We start from the raw sequence: 26,564 nt of genomic DNA, 5'->3' as shown, positions 1-26,564 counted from the left end.
AGGGGGGCGGTAGTAGTTTAATACAAAAAAGCCCGGCTTAAAAAGCCGAGCTCCAAATGTTATAGCCGAGTTTATGTTTAAATTCGGCTTATCTAAGCCTTACCAAGAACAATACGCAGCATTCTTCTAAGCGGCTCGGCAGCACCCCATAGCAGTTGATCGCCTACGGTGAAGGCTGAAATATATTCTGGCCCCATGGTCAGTTTACGAATTCGACCTACAGGAATAGACAATGTGCCTGTCACTTTTGCAGGCGTTAATTCTTGCATGGTGGCATCACGATCGTTTGGTACCACTTTCACCCATTCATTGTGCTGTGCAAGAATTTGCTCAATGTCTTCAACTGGCAGGTCTTGTTTAAGCTTGATGGTAATAGCTTGACTGTGACAACGCATAGCGCCTACACGCACACAAATGCCGTCAATAGGAATAGGCTGATCAGTTAAACCCATAATCTTATTGGCTTCAGCTTGTGCTTTCCATTCTTCACGGCTTTGCCCAGAAGGCAGCTGTGAATCAATGTAAGGAATTAAGCTTCCTGCTAGCGGCACGCCAAATTGCTCAGAAGGATAATCTTCGCTTCTGATAAACTCAGCTACTTGCTTGTCGATGTCTAAAATCGCCGACGCTGGATTGTCTAAATTTGCTTGTACATTAGTGTGAATGGCACCCATTTGGCTAATAAGTTCGCGCATATGCTTAGCACCCGAACCAGAAGCAGCTTGGTATGTCATGGGTGAAGCCCACTCAACCAAGTCTTTTTCGAATAAGCCACCTAGTGCTAACAACATTAACGATACCGTGCAGTTTCCGCCTACGAAAGTGCGAATGCCGCTTTCTACGCCAGCGTCAATTTCTTTACGGTTTACAGGGTCTAAAATAATGACCGCATCGTCTTTCATGCGAAGCGCTGACGCTGCGTCTATCCAGTATCCATTCCAGCCAGTATCGCGCAATGAAGAGTACACTTCTTTGGTGTAGTCACCGCCTTGGCAGGTAATAATAATATCTTGCTTAGCTAACGCTTGAATATCAAAGGCGTCTTCTAGTACACCTGCGTTAGCACCGGCAAAGTCTGGCGCTGGAAGGCCTTTTTGAGAAGTGGTAAAAAATGTGGGTTCAATGTGCGCGAAATCTTGCTCTTCTTGCATGCGCTGCATTAACACTGAGCCAACCATACCGCGCCAGCCCACTAAACCTACTTTTTGTTGAGACATTAACTTGAGAACCCTATAAAACTAAACTGTGTATTCATGTTGAACTAGCGGTGATATCGCCCTGCCAACCCTATACCTGTCGCATTTTCATTATTATGCCTGCAGTCTATAAACAATTTAAAACGCTGGCTAGCGGGTTTTTAGAAATATTACGTTATAGATATAAGTGAATCACATTTGGTTAGTACATTATCAATTTTTTATTGAAACTAATTCTTAAAATGCTTAATTATCATTCATGTTCGAGGAAGGTAATCTTGGTTCAACAGTTTTTCAGACCCTAGCAGCATAAATGAGTACCGAGTCAAACGCGCCTAATTTTGCGAAAATTAACAACGGCTTTCGCAATGTCTTTAACAATGGTCGTATGTCGATAGGCTTAGTTGTGCCAATCGAGTCTTATCCATATGGGCCTGTCCCTACTATGCAAGACCATATAGAAAGAGTGAAGCTTGCAGAAGGCTTGGGCTTTAAAGCTGTGTGGATAAGAGACGTTTTATTCAATGTGCCAACATTTGGCGATGCAGGGCAAGTATACGACCCTTTTGTTTATCTAGGCATGCTTGCAGGACTGACGAAAGCCATTACGCTTGGCGTAGCATCTTTGGTACTTCCTCAGCGCCATGCCGCACAAGTTGCTAAGGCTGCTGCGAGTATCGACGTACTCAGCGGCGGACGTCTAGTGTTAGGGGTGGCCTCTGGAGACAGACCTGAAGAATACCCGGCTATTAACCTAGGGTTTGATGACCGAGGCGAACGCTTTCGTGAAAGCGTGGAATATATAAAACGTATGATGCAAGGGTATGGCCAAATTAACAATAGCTTTGGGCATGTGAATGGAACCTTGGACTTACTGCCCAAGCCCCATGGTGAACGCTTTCCAATGATGATCACAGGGGGCTCTCAACAATCACCGAACTGGGGGGCAGAGCACCTAGACGGGTTAATTACGTACCCCAGAAGCCCTAAAATTCAAGCTCACGTGGTTGATAGTTATCGCTCACGTGTGAATACCTTTACCAAACGAAGTAAGCCGGTGATGCAACCGCTCTATATTGATATAGACGCAAACGATAATTCTCCGGTATCACCAATTCATTTGGGTGTGCGCTGCGGAATAAACCGTTTATTAGATTACCTTTTAGTATTGCGTGACAGTGGCGTTAACCACGTTGCACTCAACCTTAGGTTTAATCGCACTCCGGTTGAAGAAACTTTACAAAAACTGTCGGAAATGGTGTTACCGCATTTCCATTCTGACGAATTTAGTCATCAAGCTATTTTGCAAAAAGAGGGAATGAACGGATGAAAACAATATTAGTGACAGGCGCGACCGACGGCATTGGTCTTGAAACCGTCAAATTGTTAGCTCACGAAGGGCATAATTTGATCATTCACGGAAGAAGTGCTGATAAATTAAAGCGTGTAGAGCAAATGTTAGGTGCCGATTACCCTGCAATAAAGGTGACAGGGTTCGTGGCAGATTTAAGCGACTTTAAAGCAGTAGATAATTTTGCAACTCATGTGGCAGACGCTTTTTCAGCGATTGACGTTATCATTAATAATGCTGGTGTGTTTCACTCTCCCTCAATTGAAACAAGCGCTGGCTTAGACGTACGCTTCATGGTGAATACGATTGCGCCGTTCATCATTACTAAACGTTTGTTGCCACTTTTGCCAAGTGATGGCCGAGTAGTTAACGTGTCATCTGCGGCACAAGCCCCCGTAAACTTTGACCTGCTAAGCCAAGGCCCTTCTATGAGTGACGGCATGGCATACGCACAAAGCAAGCTTGCTATTACCATGTGGACGCGCTTTTTTGCCGAAAAATACGAGGCAACAGGGCCATTGTTTGTGTCTGTTAACCCTAAATCTTTGCTTGGAAGTAAAATGGTGAAAGAAGCTTATGGTGTAGCCGGTGGTGATTTAGCAATAGGTGCGACGATATTTGTGGAAGCTGCCGTTAGTGATAGGTTTGCTAACGTAAAAGGTGAATATTTCGATAATGATAACAATCAGTTTGCGCCTGCGCATCCATTTGGTGAAAACCCAGCAAATAGAGAGCAATTGGTTAATGTGATTGAAGCTATTGTCGCCAGCCACTTAAGTTAATATTTTTCAAAATTATCATGTTTATGTAGAACACATCAGGTCACCTGGTGTGTTTTGCCTATTCGGCACTATTTCTCTTTTTCAATCACGCCCTTATTCTCATCCTTATTAACGCTTGCCTTGCGAGTCTGTAAAATATTCCTACTTGGATACGTAATTAAAACGCCTAGGTAGCACGAACTTTACGCAGCTTCCTATTAATGCACTCAAATGCCCAATGCGCCATTTTCAACAAGGCGGCCATATGGCAATACAAAAGCCTAAAGGGCGCGCCAACTACGAACCAAATTCGTGGGATGCCGATGAAAATAACCTTCGTGCGTGTCCAGAAACGGGTTTCCAATCACATGCAGAGCCTATGGAAGGCAGTAAAACACGCTACCGTTCAGAAACCTTTGCAGACCATTACAGCCAAGCGCGACAGTTTTATATCAGTCAGACTGGGAAAGAACAAAAACATATGCGCGACGCATTTAACGCTTTTACTCTAATCGAGACGGGTCCTAGTTATCAACCTGAGGGGGGCGCTTTATAGGCGTTTCCCCCTATACCCAAGCAAAATTTCCCGTGCTAAGTTGGGTTTTTAATTTAGAATAGCAAAAAGGCTCGTGAGCTTTACTTTGCGAGTTGCGCATTATGTAAATAGCATTTGCGGTAAAAAAGTAGCAGGGCTCTATGAAATTTATAAGAGCGTAATTTCAGACGTCTTCTATAGTGAAGCACATTATTAACCATCGCGATGCCAGAGGAAAATATGCAGTACGATTCACATCAAAAGTTTTCACCTACCACTTTATTTCTACATTGGCTTGTTGGCTTAATCATTATTGGCATGCTGGCTTCTGGCGTCTATATGGTAGAGGAAAATGCCTATTGGGTATTTTCATGGCATAAATCTTTTGGCTTTATTGTGCTATTCCTTGCATTAGCCAGGGTGGCGTGGCGAATGAAGAATGGTTGGCCTACAGCGGCAGGGGATTACTCTGCGTTAGTGCATGGCGTAGCTAAAGTGATTCATTGGGTACTTATTCTTAGCACGCTGCTAATGCCGATATCTGGGCTTATGACCTCGGTTCTGGGGGGGCACGGTTTATCTGTGTTTGGATTAGAGGTGTTCGCTCAAAATTTCAGTGTAGAAGATCCTGAAAAAACATTGCCAATAAACTATGAGCTTTCGAAAGTTGGCGGCACTGTGCATCATTATTTAGGCTATGTACTCATTGGTGCTGTACTGCTTCACATTGCAGGCGCGTTAAAGCATCATGTTATGGACAAAGATGGCACGTTACGACGTATGCTGGGCAAGAGCATTTCGTGATTAAAGCCCAAGATTAATGCCTTCGAATAGGCAATAAAACCTAATAGAGATTATTTAGTTATTTAAAAACCACAGTTTACTTACTGTGGTTTTTTTATGACTTTTCTATTAAAGACCCGCTTCTCGCAACGCCTTATCCCAGTAGGGTTCACCACTGTATCGCTCCTTTAAAAAGTCGATAAAGGCGCGCACTTTGGGCGCCAATAAACGGTTGCTTGGATATACTGCCCACAGTGCACATTCAGCAGTTAATGGATAATCTTTTAAGACTTGAATCAATTGACCACTTTTAAGATACGGGTAGCTACACCACGTGGCGGTGAGGGTTAAGCCATTGCCACCAATGGCTGCGTCGCGCACCGCTTCACCATTATCCATACGAATTCGCGTTTTAGGTTTTATCGATACTACGCCCTGCGGTGTGTTGAATTCCCATGTTTCTAAACCCATAAGATTTACCGCAGCATGTTGAGGTATGTCTTGTGGGGTTTTCGGCGCACCATATTTCTTAATATAGTCTGGTGACGCTACAATAATTCGCTTGTCATCAGCCAGTTTCCTAGCGTGTAGATTAGAGTCTTTTAGCACCGCGTCACGAATTGCTACATCAAACCCGCCTTCTATCAAATCCAAAATACTGTCGCTGAATCGAAAGTCGATATTTAACTGAGGGTAAGATGCTAAGAATTCTTCCATAGCAGGTACTAAGTGTAGGCGACCAAAAGAGGCTGGAGCGGTTACTCGCAATGTGCCCTGTGGCGTTTGTGAGCCAACGCCAACGGCAGCTTGAGCGACCTCAATACTCGATAACACTTCTTCCGCATGAGGTAAAAATAGTTTTCCTTCATCGGTTAACGACACTTTTCGCGTGGTTCGGTGAATAAGTCGCACGCCCAAATTTTCTTCCAATTTATTAATGTGAGCGCTGGCCACAGCCGGTGAAACATTCAGTTCACGCCCAGCAACACTGATGTTATTGGTATTGGCGATACGTACAAAAAGCTTAAGGTGGTCGATGTTCATCATTGATTATCAATAAAATCTAAAAACTGTATGTGGTTATAACCCAATTATCATATGTATGGCTAGTGTCTATTATAACCCTCGAACTTAACGCAACGAGGTGAACTCTCATGAAAGCAATGGTTATTAACGAATTTGGTGGTCCTGAAGTATTTACTGCGGCTGAAGTAGACGCGCCGCAGCTTAAAGTTGGTCACGTGATTGTGCGTATTGCCGCAACCAGCGTGAACACAGTAGACACCATGATACGAGAAATGGGTCAAGACCTACCATTTGCTCCCGAACTGCCTGGAGGTGTATTAGGGATGGACTTTGCCGGTACGATTGAAGCCGTTGGTGAAGGCGTAGATAATTTTAGCGTTGGTGATGAAGTTTATGGGTGTGCGGGTGGCCTAGCCGACTTGCAAGGCTCTCTGGCTGAATTAATGTTAGCCGACGTTCGTCTTATTGCACCTAAGCCCAAATCGTTGTCGATGCGTGAAGCAGCAGCTTTACCTTTGGTGGGGATCACCGCTTATGAGGGACTAACCCGCGCACAAACTGCAAAAGATCAAACCGTGTTGGTACATGGCGGCGCTGGCGGTGTGGGTCACCTTGCTATCCAAATGGCCCGTTACTTTGGTGGATCAGTTTTTGCTACAGGTGGTTCCGACGAGCAAGCCGCCCTTATTGAGAAACTCGGTGCTACTTATATTGATTTTCGCTCAGAAAAAGTGGCTGATTATGTTGCTAAGCATACTGGTGGCGCTGGTTTCGATGTGATTTATGACTCTGTGGGTGGCGGTAATCTCCCTAACTCGTTTGAAGCTGCAAAGTTATGTGGTCAAGTAGCGACGACCGTGTCGTTTATTGAAACAGATTTAACCCCAGTGCACTTCAAAGGTTTGAGTTTGCATGTTGTATTCATGCTGATCCCTATGATCCACAACTACAAGCGCGAAAGTCATGGCGCTATATTACGCGCTATTACCGACATTGTTGATGTAGGCGCATTAACCCCCGTCTTGGATAGCGAAGTGTTTACCCTTGAGCAAGCAGGTGATGCTCATGCGCGCTTAGCAAGCGGCAAAGCCATGGGCAAAATTGTTATCGATGTCGCCTCTTAAATTTTCGTGCACAGGTTCTTGTATAAGTTTTTGAACAAGCTCTTGAATATGTTTTTGAAATAACGACTTGTGCTAACTTTTAAATTTGTACTATTTACTTTCCCTAAGCGCTTTCCCTTTGCGCACTTTTCCCCTTGGCGTTTGCAGTTTGCTCGCCAAGGGGCTTTTATTTTTCCTCTCGTCTTTAATTAATCGTCACTATCCTTATCTTTATACTCATCAATAGATCATATTTACTTATGTTCATATGTTGCGTTGCGAGTTTTTTAGCGCTATTGGTATTTTATACTCGCAACTATTGTCACTTGCTAATCAGGAAGGAAATCTTATGAAAGTAATGCGTTTGAAAGACAACAGTGAAGGCTTAGCATCACTTTACTGCGCAGACGAAGCAGAGCCAACCGTCGTCGGCAATGATGAAATTAAAGTAAGGATCCACGCTAGCTCTCTAAATTATCATGATTATAGCGTAGCGACGGGCGCTCTTCCCACTGAGGGCGACCGCATCCCTATGTCTGACGGCGCTGGCGTAGTGGTAGAAGTTGGGGAAGGCGTTACACAATTTTTCCCAGGAGATCATGTGGTTTCTACCTTTTTTCCTGACTGGTTAAGTGGCGCACCTACAGTAGGTGATTTTAGTCGCACACCCGGCGACGGTATTGACGGCTACGCCAGAGAAGTCGTGGTAAAACCGCAGCAGTGGTTTACTAAAGCACCTACAGGGTGGTCTCATGAAGAAGCCGCTACTATCACTACGGCAGGGCTGACCGCATGGCGGGCTTTAGTTGTGGAAGGTAACTTGAAGGCGGGCGACACGGTTCTATTGTTAGGTACTGGTGGTGTTTCTATATATGCGCTTCAAATAGCCAAAGCAATGGGAGCGAAAGTGGCTATAACCTCAAGCTCTGATGAAAAGTTAGAGAAAGCTAAAGCCCTAGGTGCAGATTTTACGGTTAATTATAAAACAGACGAAAAGTGGGGGAAAACCGTTGCCAAGTGGACCGGCGGGAAAGGAGTCGATCACGTAGTAGAAGTGGGCGGCCCTGCCACATTAGGGCAATCTATTCATGCATGTAGAGTAGGGGGAAGTATTGTACTTATTGGGGTATTAACCGGTATTAAAGGTGATATTCCAACGGCTACTCTTATGCGAAAACAAATTAGGTTAACTGGGGTTATTGTGGGTAGCAATAAAGAGCAATGTGACTTTGTTAGTGCCTTGGAGTGTTTGGATTTTAAACCTGTGGTTGATACTACATTTGCCCTTGAAAGGCTATCGGATGCGTTTGCTTTCGAGGAATCGGGTAAACACTTTGGCAAAATTTGCGTTAGCCTTTGATCCAAAATTTGAGGGCAGCAATATTGAACGCAGCGCCCTTATAAAGGAATATAAGAATCGCTAAGGTTAACATAAAAGGAATACCATGAGCTTGTCCCATATCATGTCAACGCGTGTGGTCAGTGTACACATGGATGATAGCCTAGAATTGATACAAACTTTGTTCGCCGAAACGGGGTTTCATCATTTGGTGGTAGTGCATCAGAATCAACTGCAAGGCATCATTTCAGACCGCGACGTATTAAAGGCCACCAGCCCTTTTGCCAATACGGTTAATGAGCGTTTTCGTGACCGAGCGACACTGGAAAAAAAAGCGCATCAGATTATGACGCGAAACGTGTTAACCCTTTCTGCTAGCGATTCTATTGTTAGCGCAATTTCCTTGTTCAATGAAAATAAGATTTCCTGCATCCCCATCATTGATGAGAAACGATGCCCAATTGGGATAGTATCTTGGCGAGATGTGATGCGCTTTATGGAAGCGAGGGTGAATGCTAAGAAAGGTTAATCTGCTAATTAAGGGGGGAGCCGAAAAGACAAATTAGCGACGTTTACATGAATAAAGAAGGTGCGTTTATACGCACCTTCTTTGTTGGTTAGCTTGCCATATGTAAACTAACTGGTTTTTCGATAACTCACTCTAAATAAGATGCTATACAGTACAGGTACGGCGATAAGCGTGAGAATGGTGGCAAAGGTTAATCCGCCCATAATCGTAACTGCCATGTCGGCAAAGAAAGCATCGAATAACAGGGGTGCCATACCTAAAATGGTGGTTAATGCGGCCAGCGTTACAGGACGTAAACGGCTTAATGTCGCTTCCACTATCGCTTTTTTGATTTCTAGCCCTTCTTCAATTTGTAGGTCTATTTCTTCGATAAGTACAATGGCATTTTTAATTAACATGCCGAATAAACTTAAAAACCCAAGAAGTGACATAAAGCCAAATGGCATATTGGTAGACAGAAGGCCTGTTACTACCCCGACAATAGCCATAGGTACCACTAACCAAATGATTAGCGGCTGACGAGCGTGGCCAAATAACAGTACAGAGATAATGAACATCACTAAGAAACCCACAGGTAAGCCTGCACCAAGTGCAGCTTGAGCATCGCTAGAGCTTTCAAATTCGCCGCCCCATTCAAGAGCATAACCGGCAGGAATGTCCATCGCTTCAATTTGAGGGCGAATACGCGCAAATGCTTTCGCGGCAGTTTCATTGTCGCCAGGCTCAGCTTCTACCGTGATGGTACGCAATCTATCTTTTCTATGAATGCGAAGCTCTTCGGTCACAATATCTAAACCGCTTGATACTTGCGTAAAAGGTACGTACTGACGTTGCTGAGACGACCATACTTGGCTCTCTCGAACTGATTGAATGGCAGTGTCATCGGGATGCCCCATTTTTGCCACAATACTGTAGGCATAGTCTCCGTCTTGCACACTGCCTAAGCGCAAGCCACTACTAGCATATTGCACGGTTTGACTGAAATCTGAATGAGACACGCCTGCAATTCCCGCATTGTAATTATCGTACTGGGTATTGATGGCGACACCTTTTTCACGCCAGTTATGTCGAACATCTTTGATATTGCTGTCAGCTAACATCATGCCTTTCGCTTCTTCGGCGAGGGTTCGTAAAACTTCTGCATCAGGGCCTGAGAATCGTGCTTCAAGTTTAGCGCCAGAACCTGGGCCAAACTGCATACGTTCTTGGTAGAAGTTAGCATCAAGGTCGATATTGTTGAGTAAGCCGGAAAGCTTTTCTTGAACGGCAGGAATATTCTCTAACTCATTAACCCGTACCATGAAAAAGCCGTAGTTTTCATTGGCACTTTTGGGTGCGTAAGTTAGCGTAAAGCGGTCTGCACCTTGACCAATAATGGTGGTGACTGCCGTTACATTTTCTTGCGCTAAAATACGTTGCTCAGCTTCTTTAATGATTTTTTCGGTAGCCCGAATATCACGGTCTTGAGGGCCCCAATAATGTACAAAGAAAAGCGGGGCGTTTGAGGGTGGGAAAAAGCCTTGTTTTACCATACCGAAACTGCCATAAGCTACTACGGTAATGACCATTAGCATAGCAATGGTCACCCATCGTAATTTCAATGCCCCGGTGAGTGTTTTGGTGAACCAGCGCTGCAGCAGGGTAGGTTCATCGCCATCGGTTTGCTTCACGCCTTTGCGAAAAACTAACTCGCCAAGCACTGGCACTAAAGTAACGGCTAGCACCCAGCTCATCATTAAAGAAACTAATACAACGGCAAATAAGGAATACAAGAATTCACCGGTGGCATCATCAGATAAACCAATTCCAGAGAAGGCCGCGATACCTATTACTGTTGCGCCTAATAAAGGCCACTGCGTTCGTTTCACAATAAAGCTTGCTGCATCTTTGGCCGACGCGCCGGTAGCCATTCGAAGCATCATGCCTTCGGCAACGACAATGGCGTTATCTACCAACATTCCCATGGCGATAACCATAGCGCCAAGAGAGATACGCTGAAGCTGAATATCCATTAGCCACATGATAAGAATAGTGCCAAGCACGGTAACTAATAGCACCGCGCCCACTACTACGCCAGAGCGCCAACCCATGAATAGGCACAGCGTCAGGGTCACAACGACTACCGACATCACTAGGTTTGCAATAAAGCCATCGACCGATTCGTCAACTACCGCAGCTTGGTCGTAAATGGGGGTAAGGGTAATACCCACAGGAAGGGTATTAAGTAGATGATCAACTTTAGCATTTACCCGAGTGCCTACATCAACAATGTTCACGTTAGACAGCGCTGAAACCGACACAGTTAATGCTTCTTCACCGTTATAACGAATAAGCTGAGACTGAATATCAGCAGGCTCTAACTTGAGGGTGGCTACATCGGAAACGCGAATAGAGCGATTGGTACCAGGAATAACTAACGAAAGGTTAGATATTTCTTTAATTTTATCTGGTGCCCGTTCTACGATTAACCGCACATTCTTTTCGTCTACCAATACTCTGCCGCCGTTAAAAGGGCGCAAGTTGTCTTCAAACAGCGAGGTTAGATCAGGAAAGGATATACCTAATCCGGCAAGCTGATAAGGATTCACGTAGGCAACTATCTGTTCGGTTTGCACACCACTTACAGTGACCTTCGCAACGCCTTCTGTCGTTAACAGGTCTCTTCGAATTAAGCGCGCAAATTCCCGTAACTCACTGGTGGTAAAGTCGGGGGCGCTTAGGGCGTAATATAGCCCGTAAACATCACCAAAATCATCGAAAACCACAGGGTCTTTTGCACCGGTCGGTAAGGATGTAGCGGCATCTCGTAAGCGCTTCCTAAGTTCATCCCAAATTTGAGGAAGCTCGTTACTGTCATAGTTGCTTTTAACTTCAACGGTAATTTCAGACAAGGCTGGCGAAGAAATTGATGTCAGCTTTTTAAGCTGCGGCATTTGCTGGATAGCAATTTCAAGAGGTTCGGTAATTTCCCGTTCCACTTTCTCTGCGCCGGCGCCAGAGTAGCTGGTGTAAACCTTCACCTGTTTAATCGTGAATTCGGGGTCTTCCAAACGACCAATATTGGTCATTGCGATAATACCGCCTAACAGTAGTATCACTACCATTAGCCATACATTTACGGGTTTATCAATTGAATAACGAGCGATATCCATAACTTACTTCTCTCCCTCGTAAGGAAGCACTTTCATGTCAGCTCGCATTTTGGTTGCGCCTGCTGCAACTACCTTTTCACCCAGCGCCAACGAACCACTTAATACCGCGAAATCTTCGTGAATGTGTTCAACAGTAACGCTAACTTTGTTCACTAATTTACTGCTTTCGTTATAAACCCAAACTCCAAAACCAGAGGCTTTGTCACCTACTAACGATTGTACTGGAACAACAACACCGTCGGGAAATGGTGAACCTTGCAAGCTCACTTTCACTACGGCACGCGCACCTGGCGTAAGAGGTAAATCTGCGCGGGGCTCCATGGCAAAAACGACTTCGTAAGTTTGCGATACAGGGTCGGGCTGAGTGTTGTGCTCTACATAGTTAACTGGGTACCACTGGGTTTCTTCAGTCGTTAAGGATGCACTAGCTTGCTCTATTCCACGATTTAGGTTCGCGGTGAGTAGCCTTTCAGGCACGTTAATATTGAAGTAAATTTTAGAGACATCTTGTAAGCGAGCAATAGGTGTTCCCGCGGCAACAAAGCTATTATTTTCAACAAGACGCTGAGACACCTTGGCATCGAAAGGTGCATATAATTGGGTGTAACTTAAATCCTGCTTCGCCGTTTTTAGCTCTATTTCAGCTAATTCGTAGGTGGTTTTTGCAGTATCAAGGGTACTTTGCGCGACCAGTTTCTGCGCATACATTTTTTCAATACGATCTAATTCGCGTTTGGATTGTTCCAAGCGAGTGCGCTGTTCGTCAACACGGCGCTCAAAAGGTTGTCTGTCAATTGTGGCTAACAGCTTGCCTTCTTCAATATCGCTACCTGTAGTTAAATCGGTTTGAACTAACCTTCCTGATACTTCAAAACTAAGATCTACCGTTTTTACTGCAGAAACGACTGCCGGAAAAGTAAATTCGTCAAATGCAGGAACAGTGCTCACCTCAGCGAGTTTCACATAGCGAGGGGCGACAGTTTGCTCTTGTGTATCATCTTCTGATGTACAACCAGCAAGGGTGAGAACAGACAGGGCAGTAAACGCAACAAGGTGACGAATTCGCGAAATAGACATAGGAAATTTTCGATCCGTATTTGTGGTGAATACAGTATAGACGACTATACTCACCTATAATTAAAGTACACTGTGCGGTGCATTTTAGAGATCATCCATTGAAAAGTAAACTGTGCAGTGTAAAATGACCGCATATTATTTTTAGACAGTAAAATTATGACTAGCACTACACGTACCCGAAGTGATGTTAAGCGAGATGCCATTATACAAGCAGCAAAGCAAGCATTTCAGGAATTTGGCGTTAACGGAACCAGCATGGATAAGCTGGCTGAGCTAGCGAACGTGTCTAAAAGAACAGTGTACAATCATTTCTCAGCAAAGGAAGAGCTGGTCATGCACCTAATTAAAGAGCAGTGGCAATCAGCCCTTGTTGATATAGGTGCGCCTTATGATCCCCAGGCCTTGTTGGCTGACCAACTCACCGACCTGATAATGGCTGACATCAATTTTATGAGCGGGGATGAACACTTAGAGTTGGCCCGCGTTGCTATTGGCCACTTTTTTTATGAACCCACTCGATTGAAAGATGAAGTTGCCCAACTTCAAGCCCAAGAAAAAGCGATGCATAGGTGGTTAAAAGCCGCCAAAAAAGACAACCGTATGGTTTTTGATGACATTGAGCAGGTGGTTGAAGAGATGGATAGCCTTATAAAAGGGCAATGCTTTTGGCCACAACTGTTTAAGTTAGAAGATCCGCTTACTGAAGCGCGGAAGTTGCAAATTGCAAAAGGCGTGACTGCACTAATACTGTGTCGTTATGGCGTGAATGCACCTCACCGCACGACATAAATTTACGGCAACATGTGTTGATACCGCCGTTTGCAACATGGCGGTATCTGCATACTGATTTTACACTTGCGGGTAGGGAAGCCCAACATATTGGGTCGCAATGACCTCTTGCCCTGCTTTGTTGGTCAAAAAGAAGTCGAGCTCAGATTTCATAAAGCGCTCAAAGGTTTTTTGATCTAAATTATTGGCGGTGCCCGCATCGTCTTTAAAGTCGTGCAGCATGTTACTCATCCACCATGAAAAGCGTTCAGCTTGCCAAACCCGGTTAAGCGCCAATTCTGAGTAGCCTTGTACTGCGCTTGGCTCGCCATCATTATAAACTTTACATAACAATCGATACAAAATTGATACGTCAGAAGCAGCCAAATTTAGGCCTTTAGCACCGGTTGGAGGCACAATGTGCGCCGCATCACCCACTAAAAACAAGTTACCTAACTGCATTGGCTCACACACGAAGCTGCGAAGCGGTGCGATACTTTTTTCTATGCTCGGGCCGGTAACAAGTTTCCTCGCGGTATCAGCAGGCAGGCGCTTTTTAAACTCATCCCAAAACTTATCGTCACTCCAATCTTCAACTTTGTCAGTTAGCGGCACTTGAATGTAATAGCGAGAACGGGTGCTAGAGCGTTGGCTGGCCAACGCAAAGCCTCTGTCTGTTTTACAATAAATAAGCTCATCGCTGACGGGAGGGGTGTCACTCAATAAACCTAACCAACCAAAAGGATATACTCGTTCGAACTCAGTTCGCTTTTCTTCTGGAATGGTTTTGCGTGACACCCCATGAAAACCATCGCAGCCTGCAATATAATCGCAGTCAAGTAGGTAGCTTTCTCCCTCGTGCTCAAAAGTCACGGAAGGAGAGGCGCTATCAACATCATTTAACACGACGTTCGTTGAGGAATAATATGTGGAAGCCCCGTTCTCTTTTCGTGCAACCATTAAGTCGCGCGTGACTTCAGTTTGCCCATAACACATGACCGTTTTGCCACCTGTGAGCTCATTAAGATCGATGCGATAAGAGGTGCCATAGTAGCTAATAGCGAACCCATCATGGACATGACCTTCTTCATCCATTCGGTCACTTACATCTGCTTCTCGTAACAAGTCAACTAAGCCTTGCTCAAGTATACCCGCTCGAATTCGGCCTAATACATAATCGGGGGATACGCGTTCGATGATAATATTATCAATCCCTTTTTTGGCTAAGAGTTGACCTAACAACAAGCCTGAAGGACCGGCTCCTATAATAGCGACTTTGGTTTTTATATTTTGCATCATCTTCTCGTGGTAACTCATTCAGTGTCGTTATCATTCACCAATTGATGGAAGTATGTAATTCAACTATGCAGCTGATTATTGTACTTTTGAATCATGTTAACTTAATGTGTTAATACGTAAATGATGAGCTTGTTGCCATGTTTAACCCTATTCCATTCTACGATTTATACGGCGAATCCTTTATCCGTAAAGAGGTTGGGCTTGCTCATGTCGAGGATATTGCATTTCGTAGTTGTGATCTTGAATGGCAAATTGCGCCGCATAGGCACGACAAGCTCTCGCAAGTCGTTTGTACTTTTGATAATACATGGGACGTACAGTTAGACGAAAAGTGTTATACATTAAGTGGTAATTGGCTGGTACTGATTCCGGCAGGGGCAGTGCATGGATTTAAGTTCGAACCCAACACCAAAGGCTTTGTTATTTCATTGAATCAAGACCTTCTAGAGAGCACGAGTATCGGCGAACAACAGTCAACATTGCCAGCGCTATTATGGACTCCCTCAGTTATCGAGTTTCGAGACAAGCTACAACTTAAGCGATTTACGACCTATGTAGAACTGTTAAGGGACGAGCTAAACAGTGGTGAAGCGGACCAAACGGCTGCGGTTAGTCATTTGGTTCAAATGCTGTTACTTATCATAAAACGACAACAGCACATTCACGCCGTTAGCGAAGGTGCTAGCGGCAGAGAGTCAAAAGTGCTACTTGGATTTAGACATCTAATTGAGCAACACTATAGGCAACACTTATCGGTGAAAACTTATGCCGAGCAATTACATGTTTCTGTTTCTACCCTCAATCGATTATGCCAAGGAAAGTTAAATGATTCGCCCAAGGCCATTATCCATCAGCGTTTAATTATTGAGGCCAAACGTCGTTTGGTTTACACCAGTCAAAGTGTTGACGAAATTTCCGCTTTTCTAGGGTTTAATGACCCAGCCTATTTCAGCCGTTTCTTCAAACAATTCGTTGGGCTCACCGCCAGTGCTTTTCGTCAACAAGGGAACAAATTTTAGTGTTGCGGTGAGCTACATCTCGTTACCAATTTCGATCAGGAAGTCTAAAAACACACGTGTTTTGCTTGGCAGCAGACGACGGCTTGGGTATACCAAAGACAGTACAGAGCGGTTCATGTAAAATTCGATGTCAGTACAAACATTCACTAATTCGCCGCTTTCTAGTTGTTTCTTACAGTACTGGATAGGAATAATAGCTACACCATTTCCGCCCGTAACGGCTTCTCGAACTGTAATTGGGTCGTTCACCTTAATGGTCTGGGTTTTCAAGTCCACAAGACGTTTTTGGCCATCAACACGAATAGGGAAGCGGGGATTAGCATAGCGAGTCTCACAAAACTGAACATGTTGTTGAAGTGTTTCCTCATGCTGGGATAAATCGTTCGCGGCGGCATATTCAGGGCTAGATATGCATATGAGGTGACTATCGTTCAGCTTACGGATAATAAGCTCAGAATTTTGTGGTGTACCAACGATAAGCGCGATATCAATGTTATCGCGGATGATATCAACCGGTAGGCTGGTGACAATGATCTCTAATTCTATTTCGGGGTATCGTCGTCGAAATTCGCCAAGGCGGGGTGCTAAAAACTCTCTGGTAAACGCCACTGGCATGGCTGCTACTAGTTTACCTTTTGGATACGTGGTTAACCCTGAAACCAGTGAATCGGCCTCTTTAACCTGCTCCATAATATTTAAACCCTGCTCATAAAATGCTTTACCATCTTCAGTAAGCCTCACATTTCGAGAGTTTCTTTCTAACAGTCGAATACCTAGCGCCAATTCTAACCGTGTAATAGCTTTACTCACATACGACTTGGACAAGCCTAAATGATCTGCGGCATGAGAAATGCCTTTCTGTTCCACTGCCGCTAAAAATAGCGGCAAATCATCTATTTTCCATTGCATGTCAATCTCCAGTGAGGGGGACACCCGTTTTACCTTATTTGTTTCCATATGGAAACAGTTTGTTCTTATTTGCTTAATTGTTTCCTTCTTTATTTGTTAATAAAGTGTGACTGCATACATTAATCAATTAAGTGAGTGAGGCATAAGACATAGCCAGTGGCTTTAAAAACCAATGTTGCTGACTTACTCATTTAGCGTTTTCGAAATCTCCTATACCGAGGTGAACTATGTCGGTTTGTTATACAGATATACCGCGTCCAGACGAGGCGGTAGTTGCTAATTATCAGGGCGCAGAAGTGGCCACTGTGCATGAAGCCCAAGGCCGCAAAGGCTTATTAGCGGATTACATGCGTCCAATCTATAAACCCGCAAAAATTGCTGGCCCTGCGGTGACGTGCGAAGTCGCGCCAGGAGATAACTGGATGATTCATGTAGCGGTCGAGCAATGTCAGCCTGGTGACGTTTTAGTGGTTAAACCGACGAGCGCGAGTAGCGATGGTTTTTTTGGCGACTTATTGGCTACGTCATTGAAAGCACGCGGTGTACGTGGGCTCATTATTGAAGGTGGCGTGCGTGACACGGCAACGCTTACCGAAATGAACTTTCCGGTTTGGTCGAAAACTATTTTTTCTCAGGGCTGCGTGAAAGAAACCATTGCTAACGTTAACGTGCCGATCACCTGCGCCAATGCTTACATTCGCCCTGGTGATATGGTCGTGGCTGATGAAGATGGTGTCGTTGTGGTTAAACGGGAAGAGGCCAGTGAGGTATGGGGGAATGTTGAAAAACGCATGTCTAACGAAGAAGCCAAAAGAATACGTTTTGAAAACGGTGAATTAGGGTTAGACATTTACAACATGCGAGAGCGCCTTGCCAATAAAGGCTTAGTTTACGCTAAGTATGAAGATAAATGAAAATGCAGGTAAACCCCAATAAGAACGGCAAGGTACAACACGCTGTTCCGTGCTGTCTATTTCGAGGCGGCACATCCAAGGGGCTATATTTTCTTGCTGAAGATTTACCTCAAAACGCTGATGAGCGCGATCAGGTTCTATTGCGTTTGATGGGGTCGCCTGACCCTCGCCAAATCGATGGTTTAGGTGGCGCACATCCCCTTACCAGTAAAGTCGCTATTGTGAGTAAATCAGAGCGCGACGATGTAGATGTAGATTACCTTTTTGTGCAAGTCGTCGTAGATAAGGCGCAAGTCAGTACGGCGCAAAATTGCGGCAATATTCTGGCTGGAGTTGGCCCTTTCGCAATTGAAAAAGGCTTGGTACCTAGCAGCGTTAGCCATACTGACGTGCGAATTCATATGCTTAATACCGGTGCAAATGCTACTGCGCGAGTAGAAACCCCGGGGGGCATGGTTAATTACCAAGGTAACGCACAAATAGATGGCGTGCCTGGCAGCGCAGCACCTATCTTTCTCGATTTTTTAAATATTGCGGGTTCAAGCTGCAAAAAAATGTTCCCCACCGGAAACGCCCAAGATGTGATTTTAGATGTACCTGTAACATGCATAGACAACGGCATGCCAGTAGTTCTGATTAACGCACAGTCATTCGGGTTAACCGGTGCAGAGTTACCTAGCGAGCTTGAAGCAAACGAAGCATTAAAAGCTAACGTTGAGGCTATTCGTTTAGAGGCCGGTAAGCTAATGAACTTAGGTGATGTGAGTAACAAAACGGTGCCTAAAATGAGCCTGATTTCACCTGCGTTACAAGGCGGGTTAATCAATACCCGTACCTTTATTCCTCATCGAGTTCACGATGCAATTGGCGTGTTGGGCTCAGTGAGCGTTGCGACGGCCTGTGTATTAAGCGGCACAGTAGCAAACGAGCTAATTGAGAAAAGCTTTGATGACAGCGCTATGGCTATTGAAGTTGAGCATCCGACAGGCCAGTTTACCGTCGAAATGGAAGTTTCTGGTAGCCACGATATTAGCCAGTTTTATGTAAAGCGTGCTGCCTTATTACGCACTGCGCGTTTGTTAATGCGCGGCGAGGCAATGCTGTCGTGTGAATAATAACGAGCACAAATTAACCCATTAACTTTTACTGTTGCCCGTTACGTCGTTGGTATGTTGATGAACAAGCAACAGGTGAACTTAGGATAACAACATGATCATAGATTGCCACGGTCACTACACTACCGCACCCGAACCCCTACAGCTATTTCGCGAAGCGCAAATAGCTGCTTTTAAGGCAGGTAAAGCCTTGCCAGAAGTTCCCTATATTAGTGACGATCAAATTCGCGACAGTATCGAGAAAAACCAAATTAAGTTGCTAGACGAGCGTGGTTTGGATATGACCATATTCTCACCTCGTGCTTCAGCAATGGCACATCATGTCGGTGATGAGACCGTATCAAAGCAATGGACCAGTGCGTGTAATGACCTAATAGCAAGGGTAGTTGAGTTATATCCAGAGCGCTTTATAGGTGTGTGTCAGCTACCCCAGTCTGTGGGTGTACCGATTAAAAATTCGATTCAAGAGCTGGAGCGTTGTGTAAAAGAAAAAGGGTTTGTTGGATGCAATCTAAATCCAGACCCATCAGGGGGGCATTGGAATTCTGCGCCTTTAACTGACCCAAGTTGGTATCCATTCTACGAAAAAATGGTAGAGCTTGATGTGCCGGCCATGATCCACGTATCAGGTTCATGTAACGCCAATTTTCATGCCACAGGTGCCCACTATATGAATGCTGATACCACCGCATTTATGCAGTTCTTAGAAGGTAACTTGTTCAAAGATTTTCCAACGTTACGATTCATTATACCTCATGGGGGCGGCGCAGTTCCTTATCACTGGGGACGCTATCGAGGCTTGGCCGATATGCTTAAGCAACCGCCGCTTCGCGAACATGTAATGAAAAATGTCTTTTTTGACACCTGCGTTTATCACCAGCCAGGTATCGATTTGTTGTTCGACGTGATTGATATCGACAACATTTTGTTTGGGTCTGAAATGATTGGTGCCGTTCGCGGTATTGATCCAGAAACCGGTAACTATTTTGATGATACGAAGCGCTATGTAGATTCGATAGCGTTGTCAGAGGTAGATAGACAAAAGGTGTATTCAGGAAATGCTCGCCGAGTTTATCCCGCGCTAGGTAAAAAATTAGAGGCGATGGGGTTATGAGTGCATTTACCAAAGATGCGGATTGGTTAGATTGGCATCCATCACCTTCAAAACCTACATATATGGTGCCAGCCGGCGCCGTGGATGCCCACTGCCATGTATTTGGTCCCGGCGATAAATTTCCGTTTGCACCGCAGCGAAAATACACCCCTTGTGATGCTTCTAAACATCAACTTTGGGCACTACGCGATTATCTCGGTTTTAGTCGAAATATATTGGTACAAGCTACCTGTCACGGGGCAGACAATCGCGCTTTGGTTGATGCGCTTAATACATCAGAAGGGCTAGCTAGAGGTGTGGCTACTGTCACTGAAACGGTTACCGATGCTGAACTTGATGCGCTCCACCAGGCCGGGGTTAGAGGTGTTCGTTTTAACTTCGTGAAGCGCCTTGTTGACGCATTGCCTTTTGATTCCCTAAAGCGCATTGCGGCAAGAATTAAAGAGCTAGATTGGCATATTGTCATTTATTTTGAAGGGCAAGAGCTTCCAGAGCTTTATGAGTTCTTCACTAATTTGCCAACCACGGTAGTGGTTGACCACATGGGCAGACCTGATGTCACTAAACCTTTAGATGGTCCTGAATTCGCCTTGTTCTTGAGGCTAATGCGTGAAAATGAAAACTTTTGGTCGAAAGTCAGTTGTCCAGAACGTTTATCTGTTGAAGGCCCATCAAAGCATTATTTAGATGTAGTGCCTTTTGCACGCACCGTGGTAGAGCAATTTTCAGACCGCGTGTTGTGGGGGACAGACTGGCCTCATCCAAATATGAAAACCCATACGCCTGATGACGGCATGCTGGTGGATATGCTGCCTTTAATTGCACCAACAGACTCGTTACAGCAAAAGCTACTTGTCGAAAACCCCATGCGCCTGTATTGGCCTGAACAGGTTAAATAGAGTTGAGGAAGCAATAATGTCTTTAGATAAGTCTTATCAAAAAATCCCAGGAACCACCATTTTTGATGCAGAAATGGGCAGACGAGGTTATCACCTCAACCAATTTTGTATGTCGTTAATGAAAGCAGAAAACCGCGCACGGTTTAAAGCTTGTGAGCGTCAGTATTTGGATACATGGGATATGAGCGAAGAACAAAAGGAAAGTGTGCTAGCAAGAGATTACAACCGAATGATGGCTACAGGGGGCAATATTTATTTCCTTGCAAAGATATTCTCATGTGACGGGCTCAGCTTTCAGTTTGCGGCAGCAAGTATGACTGGTATGAGCCAACCAGACTATGCACAAATGATGTTAAACGGTGGTAGGACACCTACTGGCAATATGTATAAGGAAAATAATAATGGCTAAGATTACCGCCGGCGTTGCTACGTCGCACGTTCCCGCTATTGGCGCAGCCATTGATAATGGTAAAACCAACGATCCTTATTGGAAGCCCTTGTTTGCAGGCTATGATTTTGGGAAAGAATGGATACAACAGAGCAAGCCAGATGTCGTCATTCTGGTTTACAACGACCATGCCTCTGCATTCGATATGAATGTTATCCCTACCTTTGCGTTAGGTTGCGCTCCCTCTTTTGCACCAGCTGATGAAGGGTGGGGGCCGCGGCCAGTGCCTACAGTAATGGGGCACCCTGAAATGGCCTCGCATATTGCACAATCGGTTATTCAGCAAGATTTCGACTTAACTATCGTTAACGACATGGACGTAGATCACGGGTTGACCGTACCTATGTCTCTTATGTTCGGTCAGCCCGAAATGTGGCCATGCAAGGTTATCCCCTTGGCGGTAAATGTGGTTCTGTATCCCGCGCCATCGGGTAAGCGATGCTATGCACTAGGTAAAGCCATTCGAAACGCTGTTGAAAGTTTTGATGAAGATCTCAATGTTCAAATTTGGGGAACTGGTGGAATGAGCCACCAACTACAAGGCCCTCGTGCTGGGCTAATCAATCAAGAGTTCGATAACAATTTCTTAGATCGCATTGTCGATGATGCGGAGAATTTAGCGCAAATGCCTCATTTTGACTATTTGAATCAAGCTGGTTCAGAAGGGGTTGAGTTAGTCATGTGGATGGTCATGCGTGGCGCCTTAAACGACAAGGTGGAAACGAAAAAGCGCTTTTATCATGTACCCGCATCGAATACGGCCGTTGGCCATCTTATATTAGAAAATAAATAGGAATTAATTATGAAAGTAATCGTAGTAGGACCTGGTGCATTCGGAATAAAACACCTCGAGGGCATAAAAAATATTGATGGTGTTGATGTGGTGGCGTTAGTAGGCCGTTCTGTTGAGAAAACGCAAAAAGTTGCAAATGAATATGGCATTGAGCACGTATTTACTGACTTAGCTGAAGCACTTAACATTGACGCCGATGCAGTTATTTTATGTACGCCTACCCAACAACATGCCGAGCAATCCATTCAATGCATGAAAGCAGGTAAGCATGTTCAGGTAGAGATCCCTCTCGCGGACAGCTGGTTTGATGCTGAAGCTGTTATGAAGGTGCAAGAGGAAACGGGGTTAACTTGTATGGTGGGACATACACGTCGTTTTAACCCTTCGCACCAATGGATAAATAAGCGCATTACCGCCAATGAACTGAACATCCAACAAATGGATGTACAAACTTACTTTTTCCGTCGTAAAAATATAAATGCGAAAGGGGAGCCTCGTTCTTGGACCGATCACCTGCTATGGCATCATGCTGCCCATACCGTTGATTTGTTTGCCTATCAAGCCGGCAGCAAAATTGTAAAGGCGAATGCCTTGCAAGGGCCGATTCACCCTGAGCTAGGTATTGCCCTTGATATGTCTATTCAGCTACAAGCGGAAAATGGCGCAATTTGTACGCTGTCGCTGTCGTTTAACAATGATGGACCTCTAGGGACATTCTTCCGCTATATTTGTGACAATGGCACTTATATCGCACGCTACGATGACTTGGTTAACGGCAAAGAGGAAACTATTGATGTGTCTACTGTAGACGTTTCAATGAACGGGATTGAATTGCAAGACAGGGAGTTTTTTGCCGCTATTCGAGAAGGTCGAGAGCCTAACTCAAGCGTGGGGCAGGTATTAAACTGCTATAAAGTACTGCACGATCTTGAGCAGCAATTGGTGTGACAGCATAACGATGTAACAGGGGGATGGCGTGAAACAACGAATACTTGCGGGACAACACGTATCGGAAATCGGTTTAGGCTGTATGAACTTAAGCCATGCTTATGGTCATCCTTTATCTGAAGCCGATGCGGCGAAAGTTATTACCGAAGCGGTAGAGCTTGGCGTAACCCATTTCGATACCGCGGCATTGTATGGTTTTGGTAAAAACGAAGCCTTGTTGGGGAAGTTACTCAAGCCCCATCGGCAGCGTATTTTTTTAGCAAGTAAATGTGGTATGACGGGCGTTGACGGTAAGCGCGTAATTGATGGCCGTCCGGCCACGTTGCGCGCCACCCTTGAAAAGACGCTAACCAGCTTAAAAACCGACAGTATCGATTTATATTACCTTCATCGCTGGGACAAAAATGTACCAATTGAAGATAGCGTTGGTGAGTTATCACGAATGGTTGAGGAAGGGAAAATCCAAGGGATAGGACTAAGCGAAGTGTCGTCCCACACTTTGCGCAAAGCCCATGCCGTGCATCCCATCGCGGCACTTCAAACAGAATACTCGTTGTGGACGCGAAATGCAGAAATTTCAGTACTTGAAGCTTGTGCTGAACTAGGTACGGCCTTTGTGGCATTTTCGCCGTTAGCCCGTGGCTTTTTGAGCGGAAAAGTGACGGATAGTAGTGGCTTAATTGAAGGGGATATTCGCAAAGGTATGCCGCGTTTTCAAGCCGAACATATGCAAAAAAACCTACCTTTGTTGACCGCGCTAAATGGGATTAGTCAGGTACATCAGTGCTCAATGGCGCAAGTCAGTTTGGCGTGGTTACTACAGCAAGGCCGCCATATTCATTTAATTCCTGGTACTACTAAACTGCCACACCTTCGTGAAAACGTTAAGGCGTCAAATGTAACCTTGAGTGGCAGGGAAATTGAAACCTTGAACAGGGTATTCGACCATCAAAAAATTAGTGGAAAGCGATACCCCGCAGCTACGCAGTTGGAAATCGATACCGAAGAATTTTAACAGTGGTTTCGCTAATCTATTGCCTAGCCTAATCCATATGTTGCAGCGCGCCAATGTCTAATAAATAAAACGGCGCGCGTAAAATAACAATGAAAAACATCAATCTCTACTCTACACCCTTAAGGAAATAACCCTATGCGAGTGCTGCAAGAACCTCATTCCGACATTGGAAAAAGCGATATCAATTTATCGACGTTAGGCATTACCGATAACCCAGAAATAATCTATAACCCAAGCTATGAAACCTTGTTTACTGAGGAAACTAATCCATCTTTAATTGGGTTTGAGAAAGGTCATCAAACTGAGTCCGGCGCTATTTCAGTCGACACTGGGGTTTTTACCGGCCGCTCGCCAAGAGATAAGTACATTGTTAAAGATGACACTACACGAGAGACCATTTGGTGGTCTGATCAAGGTAAGAACGACAACAAAGCCATGACACCAGAAACTTGGTCTCACCTTAAAGGCCTGGTTACCGAGCAACTGTCGGGTAAACGTTTATTTGTTGTTGATGCCTTCTGTGGTGCTAACGACAATACCCGTTTAAGCGTGCGCTTTGTAACCGAAGTAGCGTGGCAAGCTCATTTCGTGAAAAACATGTTTATTCGCCCAAGCGACCAAGAGCTTGAAGACTTTGAGCCCGATTTTGTTGTGATGAATGGCGCTAAGGTGGTGAATAACAAATGGCAAGAACAAGGTTTACATTCTGAAAACTTTGTAGCATTTAACCTTACTGAGAAAATTCAAATTATTGGCGGTACATGGTATGGCGGTGAAATGAAAAAAGGGATGTTCTCAATGATGAACTACTTTTTGCCGCTTAAAGGTATTGCCTCTATGCACTGTAGTGCTAACGTGGGTGAAAAAGGGGATGTCGCCATATTCTTTGGATTGTCAGGCACAGGCAAAACTACGCTGTCTACTGATCCCAAAAGAGAGCTTATAGGCGATGATGAACATGGATGGGATGACAATGGCATCTTTAACTTTGAAGGTGGTTGTTACGCCAAAACGATTAACCTCAGTGAAGAGAACGAACCGGATATATACCAAGCCATAAGGCGAGATGCGTTATTAGAAAACGTGGTTGTAAATGCTGACGGTAAGATAGATTACGACGACAACGCAAAAACTGAAAATACACGGGTGTCATACCCAATAAATCATATCGACAATATAGTTAAACCTATATCTCGCGCAGGGCACGCCAATAAAGTCATTTTTCTTACTGCGGATGCATTTGGTGTACTCCCATCGGTATCTAAGTTAACTCCAGAACAAGCCGAATATTATTTTTTATCGGGCTTTACCGCTAAGTTAGCCGGTACCGAGCGAGGAATAACAGAGCCTGCTCCCACCTTTTCCAGTTGTTTTGGCGCAGCATTTTTAAGTCTGCACCCGACAAAATACGCAAATGTGTTACGTAAACGGATGTTAGCATCAGGGGCTCGCGCCTATTTAGTCAATACGGGCTGGAATGGGAGCGGCAAGCGTATATCAATCAAAGACACCCGTGCCATTATAGACGCAATTTTAGATGATTCGATTGAGCAACATACTACCGAAAATTTACCCATTTTTAATTTAGAAATTCCATGTTCGATAGATGGGGTTAGCCCTGAAGTGCTCGACCCTCGACACACTTATTCAAAGGCCGAGGAATGGCAAACCAAAGCAAAAAGTTTAGCGACGCAATTTGTCGAGAACTTCGAAAAGTTTACCGATGTGGAAAATGGTGCTGCGCTCGTGTCTTCAGGCCCACAATTGTAGATATTGTAGAAGGTTGACTGGCTACGATTTAATAAGCATATTATTGTTTAAATCTTCATGTATAAGAAAGGGCGATGTTGATCATCGCCCTTTTTTATATGTGTAGCGTGTTGAGATACATTTAGGTTGGTGTGGAATTAGCGTACTTCATAAACGCTAATTACTACTGACCGTGGATTATGTCGCGACTGTATGGTTCCCACAAAAAAAGACGTATTTAGCCAGTCGTATTGACCCTTTGGGGCGTGAAACACAGGGCGCGTAAACGCATAACGACTTCCGGTAAGGTGGTGCACTATCCCCTTGTTGTGAATAATAATAGTTGTGCCATCATGGGTTTTAATCGTATACAGCGCCTCAATGTTTTTCACCTTGTCGGGCCGGTCAACTTGCCAATCAGCCCCCCCCGGCACAACATGGCCGCGGATATCGTTCCCTTGAAAGCTGCCTCCGGTTATGGGCACTATGTAGCGATGGCCGTCATCGGTATTGCCCACATCGACTTTGTCACCCAATAATACGTTTATTTCCAAAACCGGTTCGGCGGCGATCTGCGGTAAAGGGGAGGGTGATTTAATGAGGGGAAGGTCGTTGTCAGTGTGTGGGGAAGAATGAGCTATTAATGAAAATAGTAAGGATAAAAATAATGCAAAGGTTCTCATGCACTTTCTCCGATAAAAAAAGGGCGCTGCATGCGCCCT

Annotated in this window: 24 protein-coding genes and 1 pseudogene; 18 read left to right on the top strand and 7 right to left on the bottom strand. The window is 44.8% G+C overall.

Going from position 1 to position 26,564, the window contains the following annotated elements; genetic code table 11:
- Positions 1 to 92: 92 nt before the first annotated feature.
- Positions 93 to 1,217, bottom strand: coding sequence for an aspartate-semialdehyde dehydrogenase (asd, locus tag JKP82_RS16945; RefSeq protein ID WP_159531430.1), 1,125 nt, complete (start codon positions 1,215 to 1,217; stop codon positions 93 to 95).
- Between the two features lie 292 nt (positions 1,218 to 1,509).
- Here asd and JKP82_RS16940 point away from each other — a divergent pair, with 292 nt between their 5' ends.
- The 4 genes and pseudogenes from JKP82_RS16940 (at position 1,510) to JKP82_RS16925 (ending at position 4,647) form a co-directional block, all read left to right on the top strand.
- Complete coding sequence (locus tag JKP82_RS16940; RefSeq protein ID WP_218397931.1) at positions 1,510 to 2,526, top strand: LLM class oxidoreductase; 1,017 nt, start codon at positions 1,510 to 1,512, stop codon at positions 2,524 to 2,526.
- Positions 2,523 to 3,329, top strand: a complete 807-nt coding sequence (locus JKP82_RS16935) for an SDR family NAD(P)-dependent oxidoreductase (protein ID WP_159531426.1) — start codon at positions 2,523 to 2,525, stop codon at positions 3,327 to 3,329. The genes JKP82_RS16940 and JKP82_RS16935 overlap by 4 nt, the downstream gene beginning before the upstream one ends.
- A gap of 136 nt (positions 3,330 to 3,465) precedes the next feature.
- Positions 3,466 to 3,804: pseudogene (locus JKP82_RS16930) on the top strand (catalase); the annotation flags it as partial.
- Between the two features lie 279 nt (positions 3,805 to 4,083).
- Positions 4,084 to 4,647, top strand: coding sequence for a cytochrome b (locus JKP82_RS16925; protein WP_159531424.1), 564 nt, complete (start codon positions 4,084 to 4,086; stop codon positions 4,645 to 4,647).
- 108 nt (positions 4,648 to 4,755) lie between these two features.
- Here the strand turns inward: JKP82_RS16925 and JKP82_RS16920 are convergent, their stop codons facing one another.
- Positions 4,756 to 5,670, bottom strand: a complete 915-nt coding sequence (locus JKP82_RS16920; RefSeq protein ID WP_159534581.1) for a LysR family transcriptional regulator — start codon at positions 5,668 to 5,670, stop codon at positions 4,756 to 4,758.
- Between the two features lie 110 nt (positions 5,671 to 5,780).
- Here JKP82_RS16920 and JKP82_RS16915 point away from each other — a divergent pair, with 110 nt between their 5' ends.
- The 3 genes from JKP82_RS16915 to JKP82_RS16905 all read left to right on the top strand — a co-directional run bounded on the left by JKP82_RS16915 (position 5,781) and on the right by JKP82_RS16905 (position 8,623).
- A complete protein-coding gene (locus JKP82_RS16915) occupies positions 5,781 to 6,776 on the top strand; it encodes a zinc-dependent alcohol dehydrogenase family protein (RefSeq protein ID WP_218397930.1) in 996 nt (331 codons plus the stop codon).
- Positions 6,777 to 7,104: 328 nt separating this feature from the next.
- Positions 7,105 to 8,115: a zinc-dependent alcohol dehydrogenase family protein gene (locus tag JKP82_RS16910; RefSeq protein ID WP_218397927.1), complete on the top strand. Its 1,011-nt coding sequence runs from the start codon at positions 7,105 to 7,107 to the stop codon at positions 8,113 to 8,115.
- Between the two features lie 85 nt (positions 8,116 to 8,200).
- Positions 8,201 to 8,623, top strand: a complete 423-nt coding sequence (locus tag JKP82_RS16905) for a CBS domain-containing protein (protein WP_159531418.1) — start codon at positions 8,201 to 8,203, stop codon at positions 8,621 to 8,623.
- A gap of 107 nt (positions 8,624 to 8,730) precedes the next feature.
- Here JKP82_RS16905 and JKP82_RS16900 read toward each other — a convergent pair whose 3' ends face one another.
- Both JKP82_RS16900 and JKP82_RS16895 read right to left on the bottom strand, forming a co-directional pair.
- On the bottom strand, positions 8,731 to 11,775 hold the full coding sequence (locus JKP82_RS16900) for an efflux RND transporter permease subunit (RefSeq protein ID WP_159531416.1): 3,045 nt from the start codon (positions 11,773 to 11,775) through the stop codon (positions 8,731 to 8,733).
- 3 nt (positions 11,776 to 11,778) lie between these two features.
- Positions 11,779 to 12,852, bottom strand: a complete 1,074-nt coding sequence (locus JKP82_RS16895; RefSeq protein ID WP_201299261.1) for an efflux RND transporter periplasmic adaptor subunit — start codon at positions 12,850 to 12,852, stop codon at positions 11,779 to 11,781.
- Positions 12,853 to 13,008: 156 nt separating this feature from the next.
- On the opposite strand from JKP82_RS16895, the gene JKP82_RS16890 reads away from it, so the two are divergent.
- On the top strand, positions 13,009 to 13,641 hold the full coding sequence (locus JKP82_RS16890; RefSeq protein WP_159531414.1) for a TetR/AcrR family transcriptional regulator: 633 nt from the start codon (positions 13,009 to 13,011) through the stop codon (positions 13,639 to 13,641).
- A gap of 60 nt (positions 13,642 to 13,701) precedes the next feature.
- Here the strand turns inward: JKP82_RS16890 and pobA are convergent, their stop codons facing one another.
- On the bottom strand, positions 13,702 to 14,937 hold the full coding sequence (gene pobA, locus JKP82_RS16885; protein ID WP_246604448.1) for a 4-hydroxybenzoate 3-monooxygenase: 1,236 nt from the start codon (positions 14,935 to 14,937) through the stop codon (positions 13,702 to 13,704).
- 119 nt (positions 14,938 to 15,056) lie between these two features.
- Here pobA and JKP82_RS16880 point away from each other — a divergent pair, with 119 nt between their 5' ends.
- On the top strand, positions 15,057 to 15,938 hold the full coding sequence (locus JKP82_RS16880) for a helix-turn-helix domain-containing protein (RefSeq protein WP_159531412.1): 882 nt from the start codon (positions 15,057 to 15,059) through the stop codon (positions 15,936 to 15,938).
- A 12-nt stretch (positions 15,939 to 15,950) separates the two neighbouring features.
- Here the strand turns inward: JKP82_RS16880 and JKP82_RS16875 are convergent, their stop codons facing one another.
- Positions 15,951 to 16,847 carry a LysR family transcriptional regulator gene (locus tag JKP82_RS16875; protein WP_218397925.1) on the bottom strand — a complete coding sequence of 299 codons (897 nt, stop codon included), beginning with the start codon at positions 16,845 to 16,847 and terminating at the stop codon, positions 15,951 to 15,953.
- Positions 16,848 to 17,074: 227 nt separating this feature from the next.
- On the opposite strand from JKP82_RS16875, the gene JKP82_RS16870 reads away from it, so the two are divergent.
- From JKP82_RS16870 to pckA, 9 genes are all read left to right on the top strand, one after another.
- Complete coding sequence (locus JKP82_RS16870) at positions 17,075 to 17,761, top strand: 4-carboxy-4-hydroxy-2-oxoadipate aldolase/oxaloacetate decarboxylase (RefSeq protein WP_218397924.1); 687 nt, start codon at positions 17,075 to 17,077, stop codon at positions 17,759 to 17,761.
- Positions 17,758 to 18,876: a 4-oxalomesaconate tautomerase gene (locus JKP82_RS16865; RefSeq protein WP_258544421.1), complete on the top strand. Its 1,119-nt coding sequence runs from the start codon at positions 17,758 to 17,760 to the stop codon at positions 18,874 to 18,876. Before JKP82_RS16870 ends, JKP82_RS16865 begins: the two co-directional genes overlap by 4 nt.
- 94 nt (positions 18,877 to 18,970) lie before the next feature.
- Positions 18,971 to 19,990, top strand: coding sequence for an amidohydrolase family protein (locus JKP82_RS16860; protein ID WP_218397922.1), 1,020 nt, complete (start codon positions 18,971 to 18,973; stop codon positions 19,988 to 19,990).
- Positions 19,987 to 20,889: an amidohydrolase family protein gene (locus JKP82_RS16855; protein ID WP_218397920.1), complete on the top strand. Its 903-nt coding sequence runs from the start codon at positions 19,987 to 19,989 to the stop codon at positions 20,887 to 20,889. Before JKP82_RS16860 ends, JKP82_RS16855 begins: the two co-directional genes overlap by 4 nt.
- A gap of 16 nt (positions 20,890 to 20,905) precedes the next feature.
- Entirely contained in the window at positions 20,906 to 21,298 is a 393-nt protein-coding gene (ligA, locus tag JKP82_RS16850) for a protocatechuate 4,5-dioxygenase subunit alpha (protein WP_159531402.1), read from the top strand.
- Complete coding sequence (locus JKP82_RS16845) at positions 21,291 to 22,130, top strand: class III extradiol dioxygenase subunit beta (protein ID WP_159531400.1); 840 nt, start codon at positions 21,291 to 21,293, stop codon at positions 22,128 to 22,130. Before ligA ends, JKP82_RS16845 begins: the two co-directional genes overlap by 8 nt.
- 9 nt (positions 22,131 to 22,139) lie before the next feature.
- Complete coding sequence (locus JKP82_RS16840) at positions 22,140 to 23,078, top strand: Gfo/Idh/MocA family oxidoreductase (RefSeq protein WP_159531398.1); 939 nt, start codon at positions 22,140 to 22,142, stop codon at positions 23,076 to 23,078.
- Between the two features lie 28 nt (positions 23,079 to 23,106).
- Positions 23,107 to 24,093, top strand: a complete 987-nt coding sequence (locus tag JKP82_RS16835; RefSeq protein WP_218397918.1) for an aldo/keto reductase — start codon at positions 23,107 to 23,109, stop codon at positions 24,091 to 24,093.
- Between the two features lie 135 nt (positions 24,094 to 24,228).
- Complete coding sequence (gene pckA / locus JKP82_RS16830; protein ID WP_159531394.1) at positions 24,229 to 25,863, top strand: phosphoenolpyruvate carboxykinase (ATP); 1,635 nt, start codon at positions 24,229 to 24,231, stop codon at positions 25,861 to 25,863.
- 137 nt (positions 25,864 to 26,000) lie between these two features.
- Here the strand turns inward: pckA and JKP82_RS16825 are convergent, their stop codons facing one another.
- The gene (locus JKP82_RS16825; RefSeq protein ID WP_218397916.1) at positions 26,001 to 26,525 is read right to left on the bottom strand and encodes a DUF3237 domain-containing protein; all 525 of its coding nucleotides are present in this window, start codon (positions 26,523 to 26,525) and stop codon (positions 26,001 to 26,003) included.
- Between the last annotated feature and the right edge of the window lie 39 nt (positions 26,526 to 26,564).

The sequence above is a fragment of the Alteromonas lipotrueae genome (assembly GCF_019249215.1).
GTDB classification, from domain to species: domain Bacteria; phylum Pseudomonadota; class Gammaproteobacteria; order Enterobacterales; family Alteromonadaceae; genus Alteromonas; species Alteromonas lipotrueae.
Note: the sequence above shows the minus strand (reverse complement) of the source record. Positions and strands in the feature narration are given on the sequence as shown.